We start from the raw sequence: 21164 nt of genomic DNA, 5'->3' as shown, positions 1-21164 counted from the left end.
TATTTGTTAAAATCTATTTGGATTAAATCTTATTTTAAAATCCCTCTTTGATCCATTAAATACATCAATGAAGTCATTGTTCCCGTTCCTAATTCCAACTCTCTTTTATCCACAGCATCAAATTTATCATTTGCTGCATGGTGATAATCAAAATAACGTTGTGAATCTGGTTTTAAACCTGCTTTTACGATGTTTTTAGAGGTTAATGGACCAATATCTGACCCACTATGCCCTTCCACAAAACTATGGATTAAATAAGGTTCGAATAATTTACTAAACTCAGCAATTTGGTTAAAATTAGCTTTATCACATTCTAACGAAAATCCTCTTGGACTAAATCCACCCGAATCGCTTTCTAAAGCAAAAATATGGTTTTCTTTATTTTTTAAAGACAGTTCCTCATATTTGTTACCGCCTCTTAAACCGTTTTCTTCATTCATGAAAAGCACTACTCGTATTGTATTTTTAGGTTTGTACCCTATATTCTTGAAAATATTAGCGACGTCCATACTTTGTACTACTCCTGCTCCATCATCATGTGATCCATCAGCAAGATCCCAAGAATCAAGATGTCCGCCTACAACCATAATGTTTTCTGGCGTTACTGAACCTTTAATTTCTCCCACTACATTGTAAGAAAGTACGTCGTCAAACTGCTCGCAAGACTGCTTGAAGTAGAAATTCAACTTTGGATTTTTCTTCAAAGTTTTACTCAACAATTCTGCACCATTAGTACTAATTGCGGCAGTAGGGATGTATTTTGACTTAGGTAAATCTCCGTAACTTTGCGTTCCTGTGTGTGGAAAATCATCTAATCTTAAATTTAGCGAACGTACAATAGTTCCCACTGCGCCAAGTTCTGCTGCTTTTTGTGCTCCTGCATAACGCTGATCTACAGCTCCTGAATACGCATGAAACGATTCTATCTGTTCTTTATCCATGGGTCTATTAAAAAAGACAATCTTTCCTTTTACTTTCGCTGCTCCTAATGCTGTCAGTTCATCAAAATTCTGAACTTCTATAACTTCTGCAGTTAGACCATTTTTGGCTGTAGCCACTGATCCTCCTAAGGCGCAAATAGGCACCACGGTTTTTGTTTTATTATCTAAAATATAGGCCGTCTCTTTTTCGCCTCTTACCCATTTAGGCACCATTACTTCTTGTAAGTACACTTTATCAAAACCTAATTTTTCCATTTCAGCTTTGGTATATTGCACCGCTTTCTCAGCATTTGCAGAACCTGACAAACGCGCCCCAATATCATTCGATAAATGATCTAACCATGCGTATGATTTCGAGTTGGTTAATGCTTGTTTATAGATTTCCTTTAATACTTGCTCGTCTGTTTTTTGTGCAAAAAGCGAACTAGTTCCTAACAGAAATAATGCGACTACCGTTATTTTTTTCATTGGTTCTTTGAGTTAATTTTGTATTATCTAATGTAAATTGTAAGCAATTTAAATCATCAGTTCTTAACTAAATTTAATTGATGCTAAAATAATAAAATGAAGCTTTAAATTACTTAAGCAACTCATAAACTTGATTCGCAATTTCTAATTCTTCATTAGTTGGAATTACCATAATTTTTGTCTTTGAATTTAAAGTGTTGATTTCTCTCATTTCTTTAGCGCGCACTTCGTTCTTTCGATCATCTAATTTAAGTCCAAAATAATCCATATCTGCACAAACTAATTTCCTGATATAAGAAGAGTTTTCTCCTATTCCAGCTGTAAAAATAATTGCATCAAGTCCATTCATGACTGCAGTATAGGATCCAATATATTTCCTAATTCGGTACGCATTCATTGCTAGAGCTAATTGACAGGCTCTATTTCCTTCCTCTGCATGTGACTCAATATCTCTTAGATCGCTATAACCTGTTAGTCCAAGCATACCACTCTTTTTAAGTAAAATATCATTTACTTCCTTACTAGTATACCCCAAAGTGTCTATTAAATAAAAGATAAGCGAATGATCAATATCACCACTTCTCGTCCCCATTAACAATCCGTTTGATGGGGAGAAACCCATGGAGTGATCAATGCTTTTCCCGTCTTTAATTGCCGTAATACTACAGCCATTTCCTAAGTGAATACTAATTAAATTAGCACTTTTATCTAGATACTCAATAGCTTTTTCTGACACGTATTTATGGCTAATTCCGTGAAATCCATATACTCTTATTTTATTTTCATTATAAAAATGATCTGGTATTGCAAATTTATGTGCTACCACAGGTATGGTTTGATGAAAAGCAGTATCAAAAACAGCTACTTGCTTTGCTTTCGCAAAAATCTCTTCGGCAACATTTATCCCCAATAAATGCGCTGGATTATGCAATGGCACAAGTGCAAAAAGCTCCTCTATTTTATCTTTTACCTCTTGATCAATAATCGTTGTGTCCGAAAAATAAGTCCCTCCATGAACTACACGATGCCCTACAGCATCAATTTCTTCAGTACTTTTAATTACTCCTATATTTTCATTCATCAGTAATTCGGCTATCTTAACCAAACCTATTTTATGATTTAATATTGGCATGCTTTCTTCTAACTTTGACGTACTAGTTACGTACGTAAGATTTGAGGATTCTAATCCTATTCTATCAATCATGCCGCTACAAAGTACTTCCTGAGTTGGCATATTGATTAATTGGTATTTTATTGATGAACTTCCTGAATTAATTATGACTATTTTCATTGAACTAAAATTTAAAAAATGAAAGATTAAAAAGATTCAAAGATTGAAATAGAAAACAAATAGTTTTCAAATTATTAAATTTTTCAATCTTTTAATAAAACGTTACAACCCTTGCGCTTGAATGGCTGTGATTACTACAGTATTGATAATATCATCAACGGTACAACCGCGACTTAAATCGTTTACGGGCTTGTTTAATCCTTGCAACATTGGTCCTATCGCTAATGCTCCTGTTTCTCTTTGAACTGCTTTATAAGTATTATTACCTGTATTTAAATCGGGAAAAATAAGCACACTTGCTTGTCCTGCTACTTCAGAATTAGGCATTTTACTTTGCCCAATTTCCATATCTACTGCTGCATCATATTGTATTGGGCCTTCAATTTTTAGGTCAGGACGTTTCATACGAACAATCTCAGTTGCTGTACGCACTTTTTCAACTTCATCTCCTTTGCCAGAAGCTCCAGATGAATAGGATAACATGGCTATTTTGGGTTCAATTCCAAAAGCCATACTTGTATCAGCAGATGAAATGGCTATCTCAGCTAGTTGTTCTGCAGTTGGATTTGGATTAATAGCACAATCTCCAAAAACAGAAACACGATCTTCTAAACACATAAAAAACACCGAAGAAACCACACTTGAATTTGGTTTTGTTTTAATGAACTGCAAAGCCGGTAAAATAGTATGTTGTGTGGTATGTGCCGCTCCAGAAACCATTCCGTCAGCATCCCCTTTATAAACCATCATGGTTCCAAAATAAGAGACGTCTTCCATTAAATCTTTGGCCATAGCGATAGTAACATTTTTATTTTTACGCAGTTCATAATACGTATTTGCGTAATCTTCATAATGTTCAGACTCTATAGGGTTAATAATTTTTACTTTCGAAAAGTCCAATGTAATTCCTAATTCTGCTACCTTATTTTCTATTTCTTTTTTGTTTCCAATGATCGAAATATCCACTACATTCATTGTTAATAGTCGAGAGGTTGCAATAAGGATACGCTCATCACTTCCTTCGGGTAAAACAATGTGTTTGCGGTGTTTTTTTGCGCGTTTAACTAAATTATACTGAAACATTTTTGGGGTCATTCCCTCAGCTTCAAAAGCACTTAATTTCTCTGATAAATTATCTATATCAACATACTTTTCAAAAGTACTGATTGAGGTTTCAATCTTTTGTGTATTATCAGCATAGATTTGTGATTTTATATTCCCTATTCTGTTTGTAATACCGTAAGTCCCTCCTGCTACAGCAAGTATAGGAACAATGCTTGTTAAACCTTCAATCAACTTTATAATACTTTCTTCAGGAACGATATTACCCGTCAAGACTATTCCAGATATTGCGGGATAATTAGCCGATTCATTGGCTTGTAAAACTCCCAATATAAGGTCTGCTCGATCTCCAGGAGTAATCACTAAAGCATTTTCTTGCAGGTGTAACAGGTAATTATGAAGCTGCATCGCACCTACACTAAAATGGCCTATTTCATTGTTTAAAAAGGAATCCCCAAAAAGGATTTTAGCATCCAATACATCTACGATTTCCTTAATAGTTGGATTATTTAAACTAGGTATTAACGGAATCGCATTGACTAAAACCTCTTGTGGCAAGGTAGCTTTCAACCCATCAGCAACTACATTAATATTTTGCCCCAATACTTTGTTTACAATAATAGCTAGCACCTCAACCTCTTTTTCTTTATACGAATTGTAGGTTAAATACAAACCATCAATAAGTTCCTCGAGTGTTTTATCTATGCCTGTACCTACAATAATTGTTGGAATCCCTAAATTTTTAGCAATCAAAACATTCATATCTAATTCGATAACCGTTCCCTCGCCGCTAAAACTAGTTCCTTCTACTAGAACAAAATCACATTGTTCCTCTAGGCGTTTGTATTTTTCGATGATAAGGTCTAAAACTTCGCCTAATTTTCCCTTATTTTTCTTCTTGATCAATTTACTTTTAGTGATGGCATAAGCATCCTCAAAAGCAAGGTCTAATTTAAAGTGAGAGATAACGGTTTCAATATGATTATCTACCTTTCCATCTTCAAAATCTTCTATAATAGGTCTAAAATACCCTACTTTGGCTGTTTTCCCAATTAACATACTCATTAAACCTAGCGTAATAATTGACTTACCGCTATTGTGTTCAGAGGTTGCTATATATATGGCTTTATTCATTTTGCTTACTTTTTTGATATTTTATAAACGTATTTTTTATTGTCTTTAACTATTTCAAACATGTTTAAGATTACGATTTTTAATTCTAAAACCATTTTCTTTTTTTAAAGTAGAAGATCATGATAATCCCTATGAGAACCATGACTGCTATAACGGTATAATAGCCATTTTGATATTTTAATTCAGGCATGTGTTCAAAGTTCATTCCGTAAACTCCTACGATAAAGGTAAGCGGAATAAATATTGCCGAAACAATTGTTAGGGTCTTCATAATCTCATTCATTTTATGCGATTGAGATGAAAAGAAAAAACTAGAAGCACTTTCTAACATCCCCATATCCGACTCTATTTGCTCTAAAAGTTCTAGACTTTTTTGATGTAATCGAGAAAAATAACCAAACGACTCTGATTCTATCACACAAAAATCTTCGTCTTCTTTTAAACTTTTTATGGCGTATAAGGAGTCTCTGAGCGGAATAATAGCTCTTTTTAAAAAATTAAAGTTGTCCCTATGTTTCTCAATCCGAATCAAAATATTAGGGTCGGCACTATTTTTAGAAAGATTAATTAACTCTTCTACTTTATCTTCTTCATTTTCGATAGTAACATAAAAATTTTCCATCACAGCATCTAATAATAAATAGAGTAAGAAGTCGGCTTTTTTATTTCTAACATTTCCAGAATGTGTGCGAATACGCTCTCTTATGTGTGAGAAGAAATCACTTCTTTTTTCCTGAAAAGAGATTAAGATATTATTTTTGATCAAAAAACTGATTTGCTCTACACTAATATTATCAGAATTTTCCGTTGGCAGCATCGACTTTATATTAAAGAATAAAGTCTCCGGTGATTCTTCTAACTTGGTTCTACGCGTTGTATTTAAAATATCCGAAAGCAAAAAATTATCAATTTTGAAAAAGGCTCCAATGGCTTCAATAATTTCCATTTCATTTAAGCCATGTAAATTGAGCCAGTTTATCTTTTGATCATTTATTGTAGCTTTTAAATCAGTTGTTTCAATATCAGCGTATTCAATAAAATCAACAGCGTCATAAACAAACAATTGCATCTCTGACTCCATCTTTTTGTGACTTCCGGTGTACTCAAGTTTATTAGGTTGTAATTTTCTGTTCTTTTTGAATTTAATCTTTCTCATTTAAAATAATATATACAGTAATATTACAAAAAAGATTTTGTAATGAATAACGCATTAACAAATATGAAGTTCATTATAAATGAAACACTCTTAAATTAAATATTTAAACAAAGATATCCCTAAATAATAATTCCGTTTATGAGATAAATCATGTTTCATTTATAAATATCAAACTACAAAAAAAAACCGTTCACCTAAGTGAACGGTTTTAATATAATGTAAGATCAGTGACGAATCACTTCACTAAAAGAAATTATTTTACTTCTTCGTAGTCTACATCTTGAACATCATCTCCTTGCGCAGCAGCTTGTGGCTCTGTAGCAGCTTGACCTTGTTCTCCTTGAGCGTACATTGCTTCAGTAGCAGTTTTCCAAGCAGCGTTGATGTTATCAAGTGCAGTTTGGATTGCAGGAATGTCTTGAGATTGGTGTGCCATTCTCAATTCAGTCAATGCATATTCTACAGCAACTTTATGATCATCAGCTAATTTATCTCCAAGATCTTTTAATTGAGTTTCAGTTTGGAAAATCATTCCATCTGCTTCGTTCAATTTTTCAGCTCTTTCTCTTGCAGCTTTGTCAGACTCAGCGTTAGCTTCAGCGTCTTGTTTCATTCTTTCGATTTCTTCAGAAGTTAATCCAGAAGAAGCTTCGATACGGATATCGTGAGATTTTCCAGTTCCTTTATCAGTAGCTGAAACTTTGATGATACCATTTGCATCAATATCAAAAGAAACCTCAATTTGAGGAACTCCTCTTGGTGCTGGTGGAATACCGTCTAAGTTAAAACGTCCAATTGTATTGTTATCTGCAGCCATTGGTCTAGCTCCTTGAAGAACGTGTAGTTCAACAGTTGGCTGAGAATCTGCAGCTGTAGAGAATACTTGTGATTTTTTAGTTGGGATAGTAGTATTAGCTTCAATTAAGATAGTCATAATTCCACCCATAGTTTCGATACCTAAAGATAAAGGTGTAACGTCTAATAACAATACATCTTTTACATCTCCAGAAAGAACTCCACCTTGAATAGCTGCTCCAATTGCAACAACCTCATCAGGGTTAACTCCTTTAGACGCTTTTTTACCAAAGAATTTTTCAACTTCTTCAGCAATTTTTGGCATACGTGTAGATCCACCAACTAAGATTACTTCGTCAATATCAGAAACAGATAAACCTGCATCTTTCAACGCTCTAGCAACTGGTGCCATAGAACGTTTCACTAATGAATCAGTTAATTGCTCAAATTTAGCTCTAGTTAATTTTTTAACTAAGTGTTTTGGTCCTGAAGCTGTAGCCGTTACGTAAGGTAAGTTGATTTCAGTTTCAGTAGAAGATGACAATTCAATTTTAGCTTTCTCAGCAGCTTCTTTTAAACGTTGTAATGACATTGGGTCAAGACGTAAGTCAATACCTTCTTCCGTTTTAAATTCGTCAGCTAACCAGTCAATAATTTCATGGTCAAAATCATCTCCACCTAAGTGTGTATCTCCGTTTGTAGATAATACTTCAAAAACTCCGTCTCCTAATTCAAGAACAGAAATATCAAATGTACCTCCACCTAAATCGTAAACAGCAATTTTTTGATCTGTTCCTTTTTTGTCTAATCCGTAAGCTAATGCCGCAGCAGTTGGCTCATTGATGATACGCATAACTTTAAGACCTGCAATTTCTCCAGCTTCTTTCGTAGCTTGACGTTGTGCATCATTAAAGTAAGCAGGAACAGTAATAACCGCTTCAGTAACTGTTTGACCTAAATAATCTTCAGCAGTTTTTTTCATTTTTTGAAGAGTCATTGCTGACAATTCTTGTGCAGAATATAAACGACCATCAATATCCACACGTGGCGTATTGTTATCTCCTTTTACAATCTTGTAAGAAACTCTTTTTGCTTCAGCCGAAACTTCACCAAAACCACGTCCCATAAAACGTTTAATAGAAGCAATAGTCTTAGTTGGATTAGTTACCGCTTGTCTTTTAGCAGGATCTCCCACTTTAATTTCTCCACCTTCTACAAAAGCGATGATAGATGGTGTAGTTCTTTTTCCTTCTGCATTAGGAATAACAACTGCTTCATTACCTTCCATTACAGAAACACAAGAGTTTGTCGTACCTAAATCAATTCCGATTATTTTACCCATTTTTAATATATTTTAATTTAATGTATATTCGTTTTTATTACTTGATGACTGTAAAGCAATCTTTGTGCCAACACAAAACACTCCAATTAATTGTCAGTTTTTGTTAAAATGGCGGAAAATAATCTGACAACATGACATTTTACTCCCACTGTCATTGGTTCTACTAAAAGGAAATTGACAGTTTTTTTAATTAAGGAGCTTTTTCCCGCTATCCGCTCTATCTTTATGTTCTTAAAGAAAGAACATAAAGGATGCCGCTCCTATCAGGGCTATACGAATTACACAATTAATTTACAGCAGTAATAACAAGAAAACTTTAATCCCAACCATTTTGACTACCTAAAAAAAGTTGACTAAATTTGGGGATTAAGTTTACAATTGTACGTAAATAGTAATAACCCAATATAATTAATTAAATGAAAAACACCTCTATACTCCCAAGCAGCATTACTTTTTTAAAAAATCTGGAAAAGAACAATAATAGAGATTGGTTCGCAGATCATAAAGAAAGCTATCTTGACGCACAAAGCAACATGATCAATTTTGTAGAAGAGCTAATTACTCGCATGAACTCGCATGACATACTCGACAATCAATCGGCTAAAAAAAGTCTTTACCGCATTTATAATGATGTTCGTTTCAGTAAAGATAAATTACCTTACAAGCCTAGATTTGCTTTTAGCTTGCAACGTGCCACTAGTTCCAAAAGAGGAGGCTACTATGTCAACATCCAACCCGGTAACAACTTTCTTGCTTGTGGTTTTTTCTCCCCCAATCCAGCCGATTTAAAACGAATTAGGCAGGATATTGAGATAAACTACAAAGAATGGTATGCTATTTTAGATACTAAAATCATAAAAGAAAATTTCATAGCATTAGCGGGAAGCAAAGTTTTAACCTCGCCAAGAGGATTCTCTAAAGATCATGAAGCCATTGATTTAATCCGACACAAACAATTCATTTTAAGACACGTTTTCACAGATCAGGAAGTACTGCAACCCGATTTTCTTCATAAAGTCGATGCCTTATTTAACTCCGTACGCCCTTTCTTTGATTACATGAGTTCAGTGCTAACAACCAATTTAAATGGAGAAACTCTGGTATAAATTCACAGTAATAACCACAACATTTAAGTCTTTATTATTCAACCAGTAATACAATATTAACAGATGTTAACATTCTATTGCGTACAATTTAACATTAATCAAGAAACACTTCCTCGTCTAAATTAATATTGTGACACTATTAATGTTTAATTTTACAACATAATTTAAAAAATTAAAAGCAAAATGAAAAACTTAAAACTGATTGCTCTAAGTATAATTATGATCTCAGCGATTAGCTGTAAAGATTCTAAAAAAAGTACTGAGGAAACAACTACTGATGTAGAAACTACAACACCTCAAACTACTGAAGGAACCTATAGCGTTATCAATGACTCTACTAAAGTAAGCTTCGTAGCTTACAAGACTACTGATAAAGTAGCCGTAGGTGGAACATTCAAAGAAATTACGTTAACAAACACTGGAGAAGGAAAAACAGCTCTTGAAGCTTTAAACGGAACTAAATTCAACATTCCTGTAAGTAGTTTATTCACAAACGATGTTACTGGAACTAGAGATCCTAAAATCTTAAAATTCTTTTTTGGAGCAATGAAAAACACTACGCTTATTGATGGTGAATTTAAAGTTGCTGCAGACAACACTTGTTCAATTGATGTAACACTTAACGGAAAAACAGCCAATATTCCTTTAAAATATACTGAAAATAGTGATACAAATGCATCCTTTGATGGTGTAATGAATTTAGAAAACTGGGATGCTTTAGCAGCTGTAGCTTCTATAAATAAAGCTTGCGAAGCTTTGCACACTGGTAAAGATGGTGTTAGTAAAACATGGAGCGAAGTAGCAGTACACGCTGACGTTTTATTTAATAAAAAATAAGCTAGAATTACGAACACTTCTTTTTAAAATTTCTAAAATATAGTGCAAAAAAGCGACCAACTTACCATAAAGTTGGTCGCTTTTTTGTCTAAACATATGCTGTATTTACTAGAAAAATCAGCACCATAAATAGTTGCTTTTTTAGTAATAATTTAATTTTAAAATTATTGCAAATTCTATTCATCAAAAGCTGATGTTTTATTTTAAAAAAGAAAATAAAGTATAAATCATCCTAATATTTAGCTGATTTTTTATCTTTGAAACCAGAACATACCATTACTTAAAAAGCCATGATTTCAAAAGCAATACTTACCGATATCCCGTTCTTGAATATATTGATCAATTCAGCTTACCGTGGTGAAACCTCCAAAAAAGGATGGACAACAGAAGCCAACATATTAGAAGGCAGCCGAACAAATGAACAAGAACTAATCGGAATTTTTGATGATCCTAAAAACACATTCTTAAAATTCACTGAACAAAATCAAATTTTAGGCTGTGTATTATTAATCCAAAAAGAAAACAAACTCTACTTAGGGATGCTAACCGTTTCTCCAACATTACAAAACAGTGGTATTGGTAAAAAACTATTAACTGCTGCCGAAAATCATTTGCAAACATTAGGTTTAAAAACAATTGTCATGACCGTAATTTCACTGCGAGAAGAATTAATCGCGTGGTACAAACGCCACGGCTACGTAGACACTGGAGCGAGAGAAGCTTTTCCAGTGGGTGACATTCACATTCCAATCGTTACTACTCCATTAGAATTTATGGTATTAGAAAAAACAATAAGCTAAAAAAAAAATTGAATTTACCACATTTCTCGCCATTTCTTTAAACCGTTGTTAACAGCAGTTATTGTTTTTTACTCATTGCTTTTATCTCTTCAAGATGTTTTTTTCTTTCGTCTAACATTTGCTTATCAACGTTCATAAGATTTCCACCAAAACAATTATTTTCACCTGTTAGAATTCCTCTATCAAAAAGTGAATGGGCTAGAAGTAACATATTTTTATCTTCAGAGATTGATATTCCCCATTTTCCTTTAATTGATTTTGCAATTGAATCCACATTATTTTCTTTTTCAAACTTTTTTAAATCGTCTGGAGAATATCTATTTAGTCCTAAATTGTTTAAAGCTGCAGTGTCTTTTAATTGAAAATATCTTTCTTTGTTTTCAAGCAACATTTTATGAATTTTTTTCAAGCCAATATTACTATAGCTCGAATCATATTCAATATGTAATGCGCCCCATAAAAAATCTCCTTTAGTACAGATTTCACGAACTTTTCCAGTATTAATGTCTTTAACTTTAATTACTGTAAAATATTGAAATGTACTGCCATTTTCAATGGCGTTTACATAATTGTTATAAAGAATAGAATCTTTTGGAGAATTAAAAACTTTCTTAATCTGTTTTTCAGAGTTTGAATTCTTACACGAAATTAGCCCAAAAGAAATTATTGCTAGAATTAAAATTCGTAGTCTTAACATTACTTTTATATTATTATTGCTAACTATCCTATATAACTTAATACTACAATCCATTACTAAGTCTCTAATTACAAAAGGCACGAATATTTCACAAATTTTAGCAGAATAATCATAACTAATTTACTTAAATATTCAAATCTACATGCCATTTTTTTTTAATCATTAAAGCGTAAAGTCCTACAATTTAAAGCACCAGTTCTTGAAACAAACGCTGCGCTGTTTTATCTAAGTCATCACAAAGTCCTGGATGCGGTCTTGAGGTTTGAATAACAGAACTTCGTAAAGCAGTCAACCAACGAAAACGAGACGGAATGTCCATCATAGCGATAGGACCGCCATCTTTAGCTCCTTGTCCCACTTTTTCAAAAGCAATAATATTTGCTTGAATTTGCTCCACATCGGCTTCATGTGATAATGCTAGGATTTTTTCAAGAGGTACTAAATGAAGTACTTTTATAAATTTGGCTTTTTTGCAAAAAAGTATAATCCCCACATTCAGGAATTCTTCGCGTTCTACCCTAGGCACAACCCGAATTACGGCGTACTCATATAAGTTTTTCTCTTGCATTTTGTGCTTCCTTAATAAAAATTTCTGAATGATTTAATCGGGTCAACAAGAACTGCAAGTATACATTTCGCAACTCTTCAGGTGTGGCTTCAACGTCCTCCCACTGTAACCAATCTATTGGAATAAGATTGACAATTTCAGTCAATACTTCGGGAGTTAATATTGCTTTAAAGGCAGCATCTATAGCTATTAATTCACTTGCTTGTGGTAACAATACATGATCTTTAATTAGTGCAAACGGACTTTGAGCATGTTTTTCCCAATTGGTCCAAGAGTGGTGAAAGTACAAACTTGCACCGTGATCGATGAGCCATAATTCCTTATGCCAAATCAACATATTGGTATTTCTAAAAGTGCGATCAACATTAGTTATGTAAGCGTCTAACCACACAATTTGTGAGGCTAAAACAGGATCAACAGTGGTTACTACGGGATCAAAATTAATTGCGCCTGATAAAAAATGTAATGCTAGATTTAATCCTTGACTGCCTTGCAGCAAATCTTGAATTTCTTCATCGGCCTCAGTGCGTCCAAAGGCTTCGTCTAGATTGGCGTACACTAATTCAGGAATTCTAAGTTTTAGCGCGCGGGCAATTTCACCTCCTATTAACTCAGCTATCAAGGCTTTTACACCGTGACCTGCTCCTTTAAATTTAAGTACATATTTAAAATCATCATCGGCTTCCGCCAAAGCGGGTAACGAACCACCTTCACGTAAAGGAGTGATGTACCGTGTAACATTTACGGTGCGAAGATTAATATTAGTTTTCATAATCGAAATTTACTGAGGTACAAACTTACAAATAAGTACGTTTATATATTGTGGTTATTTACTAGTATTTTCAAGGGATAGAAAGGCTTTTCCAATATTATCAATGCAACTCGAAGCGATAAAAGATTGGTAACCGGTTTCAGGCAAAGCAATATTAGCAGTTAATCCATGAATATAGACTCCCATAACTGCTGCATCAATAGCTTCATAACCTTGTGCCAAGAAGCTTGTAATTATTCCGGTTAGGACATCACCACTTCCTGCTGTTGCTAGAGCGGCGTTTCCCGTTGTGTTTTGATAAACAGTTTCACCATCAATAATATGAGTTGGCGCACCTTTCATTACAATAACCAAATTGTATTGTTTTGAAAAGGCAATTGTTTTATCCATTTTCTCTTCCTCCCCACTCCACTTGCCTATTAATCGTTCCAGTTCTTTGGGGTGTGGTGTTAAAATTGTTTTGGGTTTTAATAATGCCAACCAATTTTTATTGACCGACAAAATATTCAACGCATCAGCATCAATTACTAATGGCGTTTTATTAGTTTTTAAAAATTCCTGAAATGCTTTTTGAGTTTCAGTTGCTTGTCCTAAACCAGGGCCAATACCAATTGCTTGTGGTTTTATATCGAATATAATATTAGTAATATACTGCTCGTTTTCATCAGTAAGCGTCATGACTTCAGGATTTGAAATCTGGAGAATCTCGTAACCACATTTAGGAACTAAGGCAGTAACTAGTCCGCATCCTGTTTTTAAGCATGATTTTGAAGACAATACTGCCGCACCCATTTTACCATAACTCCCAGCAATAATTAAGGCGTGACCTTGAATTCCTTTGTGTGTATGAGAATCTATAGGTTTGTACCGTTTTAGGATTTCGTTTTTATCGACAACAACAGCCTGTTTCATTTTTATTAGTTTGCTTAAAAATACAAAAATTATAATATAACGAGCTGCCTTAGCCCAGATAGCAGTGGAAATCCTTTTACTTTTTTCTTTAAAAAGTAAAAGATTGCAACGGATAGCTGGAAATAGCTCCTAAAAAGTACTGAATAAACATAAATGATACTTTAAATATGATAATTTTTCAATAAATTAGCCACTTCAAATTTTATACAAATACACAATGAAAAATACTGCGCTTACGCACATACACGAAAGTTTGGGAGCAAAAATGCTTCCGTTTGCTGGATACAATATGCCAATTACCTATGAGGGAATTAATGCTGAACATGAAACGGTACGTAATGACGTAGGAGTTTTTGATGTTTCGCACATGGGAGAATTTTTACTTTCGGGTCCAAATGCTTTGGCTTTGATCCAAAAAGTAACTTCAAATGATGCATCAGTTTTAACAGTTGGTAGAGCGCAATATTCTTGTTTACCTAACAATGACAGTGGTGTTGTGGATGATTTGATTATCTATAAAATGAAAGAAGATGAGTATTTATTAGTAGTAAATGCTTCAAATATTGAAAAAGATTGGAACTGGATTTCGTCTCACAACGATTTAGGTGTTGACATGAAAGACCTTTCTGAGGAGTACTCTTTATTGGCAATTCAAGGACCAAAAGCGGTTGAAGCAATGCAGGCCTTATCATCTATTGATTTGAGCGCGATTAAATACTACCACTTTGAAGTTGCTGATTTTGCTGGAATTGATGATGTAATCATTTCTGCGACTGGTTATACGGGTTCAGGTGGTTTTGAAATCTACTGTAAAAACAGCGATGCTGAGGTGATTTGGAATAAAGTTTTTGAAGCTGGAGCAGCATTCGGAATCAAACCAATAGGTTTAGCAGCAAGAGATACATTGCGTTTAGAAATGGGTTTTTGTTTGTACGGAAACGACATTAGCGACACAACATCTCCACTGGAAGCAGGTTTAGGATGGATTACTAAATTCACTAAAGAATTTACAAACTCTGAAAACTTAAAAAAACAAAAAGAAGCGGGTGTTACTAGAAAATTAGTAGCCTTTGAAATGCAAGAACGCGCAGTACCTAGACATGATTACGAAATCGTAGACGCATCTGGAAATGTGATTGGAATTGTAACCTCAGGAACAATGTCACCTTCTATGAATAAAGGAATAGGACTGGGTTATGTAACTATGGATAATAGCGCTCTTGAAAGTGATATTTATATTAGAATACGTAAAAAAGATGTTGCTGCTAAGGTGGTAAAATTGCCTTTTTACAAAAAATAAAAAAGAGTTACTGAGATCCGGAGTTTCTAAGTTAGTTTCCAATTTTAAGACAATAATAAATTGGCGCAAAAATTCAGACATTTATTGTCGAGAATTTACAGTAAACCAACTTAAAAACTTAGCGACGTAGAATCTTTGAAACTTACAGAATAATTGTATTTTTGCACCGCATTAAAAATAAAATCAGAAATGGGAAGAGCGTTTGAATTCAGAAAAGGTAGAAAAATGAAACGTTGGTCAGCAATGGCTAAAGCATTTACCAGAATTGGAAAAGACATTGTAATGGCTGTTAAGGAAGGTGGACCAAATCCTGATGCCAATTCAAGATTGAGAGCCGTTATTCAAAACTCTAAGGCAGCTAATATGCCTAAGGAAAATGTAGAACGTGCGATTAAAAAAGCCACCGATAAAGATACAGCTAACTATAAAGAAGTTTTATTTGAAGGATATGCACCTCACGGAATTGCTATTCTAGTTGAAACTGCTACTGATAATAACAATAGAACAGTTGCTAATGTTAGAAGTTATTTTAACAAATGTAATGGTACTATGGGAACGCAAGGATCTGTAGAATTTATGTTTGACCACACTTGTAACTTTAGGATTCCTGCTGAAGGACTTGATGCTGAGGAATTAGAGTTAGAATTTATTGATTTTGGTGCTGAAGAAGTTTTTGAAGACGAAGACGGAATTTTAATCTATGCGCCTTTTGCAAGTTTTGGAACAATTCAAAAAGAATTAGAAAATCGCAATCTTGAGATTTTATCTTCTGGTTTCGAAAGAATTCCGCAAATTACTAAAGCAATCTCTGAAGCTGAAATGGCTGATGTAGAGAAACTAATCGAAAAATTAGAAGATGATGATGACGTTATGAACGTTTATCACACTATGGAAGAGGCATAAAACCTACTCCCAACTATAATAAAAACTCTAGCTTAGGCTGGAGTTTTTTTATGTAAACGATATTTTAATTAAAATTATACGCATGTTATTTCTTATTTTAAGCATTTTATGTAGCGTTACAGTAGGCGTGATTTTTAAAGTGGGTTGCAAGAAAAACTTAATTATAAGCCAAGTTGTGGCCTGGAATTATGTCATGGCTATTGTCCTTTGCTTTTTCTTTTTCCAACCAGAGTTATCGGCAATTGATCACACGGCGCCTTGGGAAATATACATCCCGCTCGGGATTTTACTGCCCGTGATTTTTTTAGTATTGGCTGCCTCTATAAAACACATGGGAATCGTAAAAACAGATGCCGCTCAGCGTTTATCACTCTTTATCCCCATTGTTGCAGCTTGGTTATTATTTGACGAAGAGTTCAATAGTTATAAGCTAGTTGCTTTTTTAATCGCACTACCTGCCCTACTGCTCATCCTTTCTAAAAAAACCGATAATAAGAACAGTAATTGGATCTATCCTGCTGTTGTGCTAGTGGGATTTGGAGCAATCGATATTTTGTTCAAGCAAATCGCTTTGGCAACAAGCCTGCCATTTACTACATCACTACTTATCACATTCGTGATTTCATTACTCGTTATACTTACATTTGTGATATACGAAATAATCGTTAAGAAGACCAAAATACAGTTACAAAACCTTCTCTTTGGGTTACTGGTAGGTTTGTTCAATTTTGGAAATATCTTGTTTTATCTAAAAGCACATCAGGCTTTCGCCAAAAACCCATCGACAGTGTTCGCTGCAATGAATATGGGTGTAATTATCATAGGAAGTATAGTAGGTGTTCTCGCTTTTAAAGAAAAACTGAATACTAAAAATTACATAGGACTTGCATTTGCATTACTAGCTATTGTGCTGATTACGTATTCGCAAATGATGCTTACCTAGATAGCTTAAGTGTTTTAAATATATAGAAGTCCAAATATATTGTTTGGACTTTTTTTTAGACCAACTGCGATTAGTGAGAAGTTTTTATCGAAAGAGTTATTTACGAAGCGCTTTACCTAAACAGGTTTTTATTCGCCAGTTGCCATGCTATTGTTTTTTATATTTTGTATTACTATTGGGTTTATGAGTAATTTTATAAAAACTATTTGTTTTGATAATTAGCAAAATCCACAGAAAAATGTGGGAGATGCAGGCATAGCGTGAGAATCTTTCATAATTACAAGTTTGTGGGTGATATTATAGTAAAATAATGTTTTTGAAAGCGCTGTTACAACATTGAAATTTCTCCATTGCTATTATTTTTTTATATTTAGTTAGTCTAGAAATGAATGTTTTTTTTCTCTTATTCAATAATTCACCTTAAATAAAAGTACCTATTAACATATTATTTACAGCATATCAAAGTCTACTAAACTGTCCTTAAAACATTTATTTTCTACATCTCTAGAAGTTCCTTATATTTGCCTAATTTTGACACAAATTATTGGCATAAAAACAGTAGATTTCAAACTATTTGTTTTAATATTATTTGTTAAAAATTAATTTATCTTACAACAGGAATAGCTATCCTTGTTGGAGAGAGTAAGTTGAAATTTGGGGGAAATCGCCACCAATTCAAAAGATATTTCAGATTAATTAGCGGCTTTAGAAATCATTAAAAAGTACTATATTGTCATTTTTATAACAGTGGCCAAATAGTAAATTTAAATGACTGAGCTATGCTTAATTTAGTTATGATTAAACCCTTGGTTCAGGAAACAATAAAAAAGATTTATTTAGCTGAATATTGCGCTTAAAGAATAGCGTTCTACCGAACGTTTTAAATTACAATACCTATGACAAACAACATTCTAATTGAAAATCAATACAAAAGAAGTAGTCTATTTGAGAAAGAGAATGTAAACTATTTAGTTCGCATATTAAAAAGATTTAATACCGTACCTAAAATAAATAACATCAATATTATAACTTCTACTAGTGAGCCTACTATCTTTAGAATTGTACCTAACAAGTCAATTATTATTGGTTCGTCATTTTTAGACAAACCCATTTTAGCACTCCTATATTTAAGATACGGTATTGAGTGGCAATTGTGGTACAAAGCATTGAATAATGAAAAAGAAGATGCCGTTTTATGCGATATTGCAGCACTAGAAGTGACGCGCATATTTTATAACTTACTGCCTAAAGATGATAAAGAAAAATTAGAAGATCTTGATTACCTTTTAATCAATTTAATTAAAAAGGATGCCGATTTAAGTACGGAATCATTATTTAAAAACGAAGAGTTACAATCTTTTCATAGAGTAAAAACTTCAAATAATGTGTTTAAAGAATCTTGGAAGCCAATTATAGAAAATCTAGCTAAACCTACAGAATATTTATTGATGTCTGGAGGAGATTTAAGATTGAATATTGACGAAATCCACTTACTAAATAAATATGGTTGCCGCCCATTCCCAAGACCTGACGCATTTACTTTTGCCTCATCAACAGCGTCAAGTGTTTCTAACTTTGCTTTTGACAAAACAGATAAAGTAAGAAGCATATTAATTAGAAATAGCTTAAAAAATGGTTTCAAAAAGGCCACAATCGAATTTTCGGAATTACTAAAAAGTAATCTTAGAAAAATATTCAAATTAAATGAGGAATGTGAAATCATTTTTTCACCATCAGGTACTGATTCCGCACTTCAAATTGCAGCGATAACTCAAATTATTTCTGATAAAGAAATTACACATATTTTAGTAGCCTCTGATGAAACTGGTAGCGGTGTTGCTGCAGCATTAAAAGGATGTCATTTTGAAAACACAACAGCATTAAATATTCCTATTAAAAAAGGGGATAGAATTGAAGGTTTTAGAGATGTAGAAGTTATAAAAATCCCTTTTAGAGATGAAAATGGTGCCTTAAAATCGCCAACACAATTAGATAAAGAAGTTTTTGACGCTGTTGCTAAAACCAAAGAATTAGGTAGACACGTAGTTTTACACACTATGGACCAATCAAAATTAGGGTACCAAGCTCCTACTGATGAACTTATTAAAAAACTAAACACACTAGAGGATTTATCAATGCAAATAATTGTTGATGGTTCACAACTTAGACTAGATCCTAAAGACATACAGCATTATTTAAACAAAGGCTACATCGTTACCATAACAGGAAGTAAATTCTTTACTGGCCCTCCCTATTCTGGGGCATTAATTTTACCTAAGGGCGTTAATAAATTAATTCAGTCAGTAAAAAATACATTGCCTGCAGGTTTAACTAAATATTACAATCATTCTGATTGGCCAACATCATGGTTTTGTTCAACTGAATTATCTGATGGTTATAATTATGGTTCTTACATGCGCTGGAATGCTGCTATAGTTGAAATGAGTAGGTACTACAAAACACCTATTTTATATCGAAATATGGGTATCGAAATGTTCTGTAACTTTGTTGAAGACTCTATAAATGATGCTAGTTTCCTTGAGCCTATTTACAGCGATGAAACTAAAACGAATAGTTACACTAGTAAGGAATTTGGAATTAGAAACATTCGTACCATATTTCCTTTTTTCATCCTTGATAATAATGAAGCACTGTCTGTAGATAAAGTGAAAAAACTTTATACGTTATTGAATTCGGATTTATCAGATCTGTTTGAAGATTCTTCGCTTGAAATCATTAGACTTGCTGCGCAAAAATGCCACATTGGTCAAGCAGTAAACGTAAAATATTCTAATGAAATTGAAAGTGCCATCTTAAGAATTAGCTTGGGATCAAGAGTAATCTCTGAGAGTTGGGTAAATAGAGACATTAGTTTATTCTTTAGAAACATCGAATTACAAATGAGCCAAATCACGATTACCATTAAGAAAATTGAACTGATATTAAGTCGACCAGAATTATTAGAAGATTAGATTACATACTCATTACACATAAAAAAGTCCCATTTACAAATTTGTAAATGGGACTTTTTCTATAAGTACAATAAAGTAATTTTGTTACTTGATCATTTCAATTTTTTGAGCTTCTTCTTGATTTACACTATCAAAGAACCCTTGTTCATTCATCCAGTCATCGCTAAATACTTTACTCATATATCGAGAACCGTGATCTGGAAAAATAGCAATAACATTACTATTAGCATCAAACTCACCTTCTTCAGCATATTGCTTGATTGCTTGTAAAACAGCTCCTGAAGTATACCCAACAAACAAACCCTCTTTTCTAGTAATTTCTCTAGCAGAATGAGCGCTTTCTTCATCAGTTACCTTCATAAACTTATCGATCATATCAAAATCAGTCGCTGATGGAATCAAGTTTTTACCTAAACCTTCAATACGATAAGGGTAAATTTCGTCATTATCAAATTCTCTCGTTTCGTGGTATTTTTTCAATACTGAACCAAAAGCATCTACTCCTAAAATTTTAATGTTAGGGTTTTGTTCCTTTAGATATTTAGCCGTTCCAGAGATTGTTCCTCCAGTACCACTACAAGCGACAAGGTGTGTAATTTTACCGTTCGTTTGCTTCCAAATTTCGGGACCTGTAGATTTATAATGTGCATCAATATTTAACTGATTAAAATATTGATTAATATATACTGATCCTTTAGTTTCCTCATGCAGTCTTTTAGCAACATTATAGTAAGAACGTTCATCATCTGCTGATACGTGCGCTGGACATACATATACTTTAGCACCTAAACTACGAAGCATATCAATTTTATCTTTAGACGATTTAGAGCTCACAGCAAGAATACAGTTGTAGCCTTTAATGATACTCACCATAGCTAAGCTAAAACCAGTATTTCCAGAGGTTGTTTCAATAATAGTATCTCCAGGAGATAAAATTCCTTTTTTCTCTGCTTCTTCAATAATATATAAAGCAATTCTGTCTTTTGAGGAATGTCCCGGGTTAAAGGCTTCTACTTTAGCATAGAAATTACCTTCAAACTTTTCGGTGACTTTGTTTAGCTTAATAAGAGGTGTATTACCTATTAGTTCTAAAACATTGTTGTAAGCATTTATTTCTTCTTTCATAAAAAAATAGTTAAACGAAATCTATTTTATTAGACCTCGA

General features: G+C 33.4%; 17 protein-coding genes. 7 read left to right on the top strand and 10 right to left on the bottom strand.

All coding sequences use genetic code 11. The features are described from left to right. Positions 1-29: 29 nt before the first annotated feature. The 5 genes from ACVEGE_RS13300 to dnaK form a co-directional block, all read right to left on the bottom strand. On the bottom strand, positions 30-1409 hold the full coding sequence (locus tag ACVEGE_RS13300; RefSeq protein WP_192500903.1) for a M28 family peptidase: 1380 nt from the start codon (positions 1407-1409) through the stop codon (positions 30-32). 109 nt (positions 1410-1518) lie between these two features. Then, positions 1519-2700 carry an acetate/propionate family kinase gene (locus tag ACVEGE_RS13295; protein ID WP_173855689.1) on the bottom strand — a complete coding sequence of 394 codons (1182 nt, stop codon included), beginning with the start codon at positions 2698-2700 and terminating at the stop codon, positions 1519-1521. A 102-nt stretch (positions 2701-2802) separates the two neighbouring features. Then, positions 2803-4896, bottom strand: a complete 2094-nt coding sequence (pta, locus tag ACVEGE_RS13290; protein WP_173853062.1) for a phosphate acetyltransferase — start codon at positions 4894-4896, stop codon at positions 2803-2805. A gap of 85 nt (positions 4897-4981) precedes the next feature. Next, complete coding sequence (gene corA / locus ACVEGE_RS13285; protein WP_173853063.1) at positions 4982-6052, bottom strand: magnesium/cobalt transporter CorA; 1071 nt, start codon at positions 6050-6052, stop codon at positions 4982-4984. A 253-nt stretch (positions 6053-6305) separates the two neighbouring features. Then, positions 6306-8189 (bottom strand): molecular chaperone DnaK, encoded by a 1884-nt coding sequence (gene dnaK, locus ACVEGE_RS13280; RefSeq protein ID WP_173853064.1) that lies wholly within the window; start codon positions 8187-8189, stop codon positions 6306-6308. Between the two features lie 416 nt (positions 8190-8605). Between dnaK and ACVEGE_RS13275 the strand changes: the two genes are divergently transcribed. The 3 genes from ACVEGE_RS13275 (at position 8606) to ACVEGE_RS13265 (ending at position 10932) form a co-directional block, all read left to right on the top strand. After that, positions 8606-9295, top strand: coding sequence for a DUF2461 domain-containing protein (locus ACVEGE_RS13275; protein WP_173855687.1), 690 nt, complete (start codon positions 8606-8608; stop codon positions 9293-9295). A gap of 183 nt (positions 9296-9478) precedes the next feature. Next, complete coding sequence (locus ACVEGE_RS13270) at positions 9479-10132, top strand: hypothetical protein (protein WP_192500902.1); 654 nt, start codon at positions 9479-9481, stop codon at positions 10130-10132. A 290-nt stretch (positions 10133-10422) separates the two neighbouring features. Then, positions 10423-10932, top strand: coding sequence for a GNAT family N-acetyltransferase (locus ACVEGE_RS13265; RefSeq protein WP_173853067.1), 510 nt, complete (start codon positions 10423-10425; stop codon positions 10930-10932). A 58-nt stretch (positions 10933-10990) separates the two neighbouring features. On the opposite strand, the gene ACVEGE_RS13260 is transcribed toward ACVEGE_RS13265, so the two are convergent. The 4 genes from ACVEGE_RS13260 to ACVEGE_RS13245 all read right to left on the bottom strand — a co-directional run bounded on the left by ACVEGE_RS13260 (position 10991) and on the right by ACVEGE_RS13245 (position 13881). Beyond that, on the bottom strand, positions 10991-11629 hold the full coding sequence (locus ACVEGE_RS13260) for a hypothetical protein (RefSeq protein ID WP_192500901.1): 639 nt from the start codon (positions 11627-11629) through the stop codon (positions 10991-10993). Positions 11630-11813: 184 nt separating this feature from the next. Beyond that, complete coding sequence (locus ACVEGE_RS13255; protein WP_173853068.1) at positions 11814-12197, bottom strand: DUF3037 domain-containing protein; 384 nt, start codon at positions 12195-12197, stop codon at positions 11814-11816. Then, positions 12175-12969, bottom strand: coding sequence for a HipA family kinase (locus ACVEGE_RS13250; protein ID WP_192500900.1), 795 nt, complete (start codon positions 12967-12969; stop codon positions 12175-12177). The genes ACVEGE_RS13255 and ACVEGE_RS13250 overlap by 23 nt, the downstream gene beginning before the upstream one ends. A 54-nt stretch (positions 12970-13023) precedes the next feature. Beyond that, a complete protein-coding gene (locus ACVEGE_RS13245; RefSeq protein ID WP_173855683.1) occupies positions 13024-13881 on the bottom strand; it encodes an NAD(P)H-hydrate dehydratase in 858 nt (285 codons plus the stop codon). A gap of 217 nt (positions 13882-14098) precedes the next feature. On the opposite strand from ACVEGE_RS13245, the gene gcvT reads away from it, so the two are divergent. The 4 genes from gcvT to ACVEGE_RS13225 all read left to right on the top strand — a co-directional run bounded on the left by gcvT (position 14099) and on the right by ACVEGE_RS13225 (position 19999). Next, positions 14099-15181, top strand: a complete 1083-nt coding sequence (gene gcvT / locus ACVEGE_RS13240) for a glycine cleavage system aminomethyltransferase GcvT (protein WP_192500899.1) — start codon at positions 14099-14101, stop codon at positions 15179-15181. A gap of 189 nt (positions 15182-15370) precedes the next feature. Next, positions 15371-16084, top strand: coding sequence for a YebC/PmpR family DNA-binding transcriptional regulator (locus ACVEGE_RS13235; protein ID WP_192500898.1), 714 nt, complete (start codon positions 15371-15373; stop codon positions 16082-16084). An 82-nt stretch (positions 16085-16166) separates the two neighbouring features. Beyond that, on the top strand, positions 16167-17027 hold the full coding sequence (locus ACVEGE_RS13230; RefSeq protein WP_192500897.1) for an EamA family transporter: 861 nt from the start codon (positions 16167-16169) through the stop codon (positions 17025-17027). 896 nt (positions 17028-17923) lie between these two features. Then, a complete protein-coding gene (locus tag ACVEGE_RS13225; RefSeq protein ID WP_192500896.1) occupies positions 17924-19999 on the top strand; it encodes a hypothetical protein in 2076 nt (691 codons plus the stop codon). An 84-nt stretch (positions 20000-20083) separates the two neighbouring features. Here ACVEGE_RS13225 and ACVEGE_RS13220 read toward each other — a convergent pair whose 3' ends face one another. Further along, positions 20084-21124 carry a PLP-dependent cysteine synthase family protein gene (locus ACVEGE_RS13220; protein WP_173853075.1) on the bottom strand — a complete coding sequence of 347 codons (1041 nt, stop codon included), beginning with the start codon at positions 21122-21124 and terminating at the stop codon, positions 20084-20086. Between the last annotated feature and the right edge of the window lie 40 nt (positions 21125-21164).

It is taken from the genome of Flavobacterium sp. PL002, assembly GCF_054165825.1.
The sequence above is the reverse complement of the archived record's forward strand: the minus strand, read 5'-3'. Positions and strand labels throughout refer to the sequence as shown.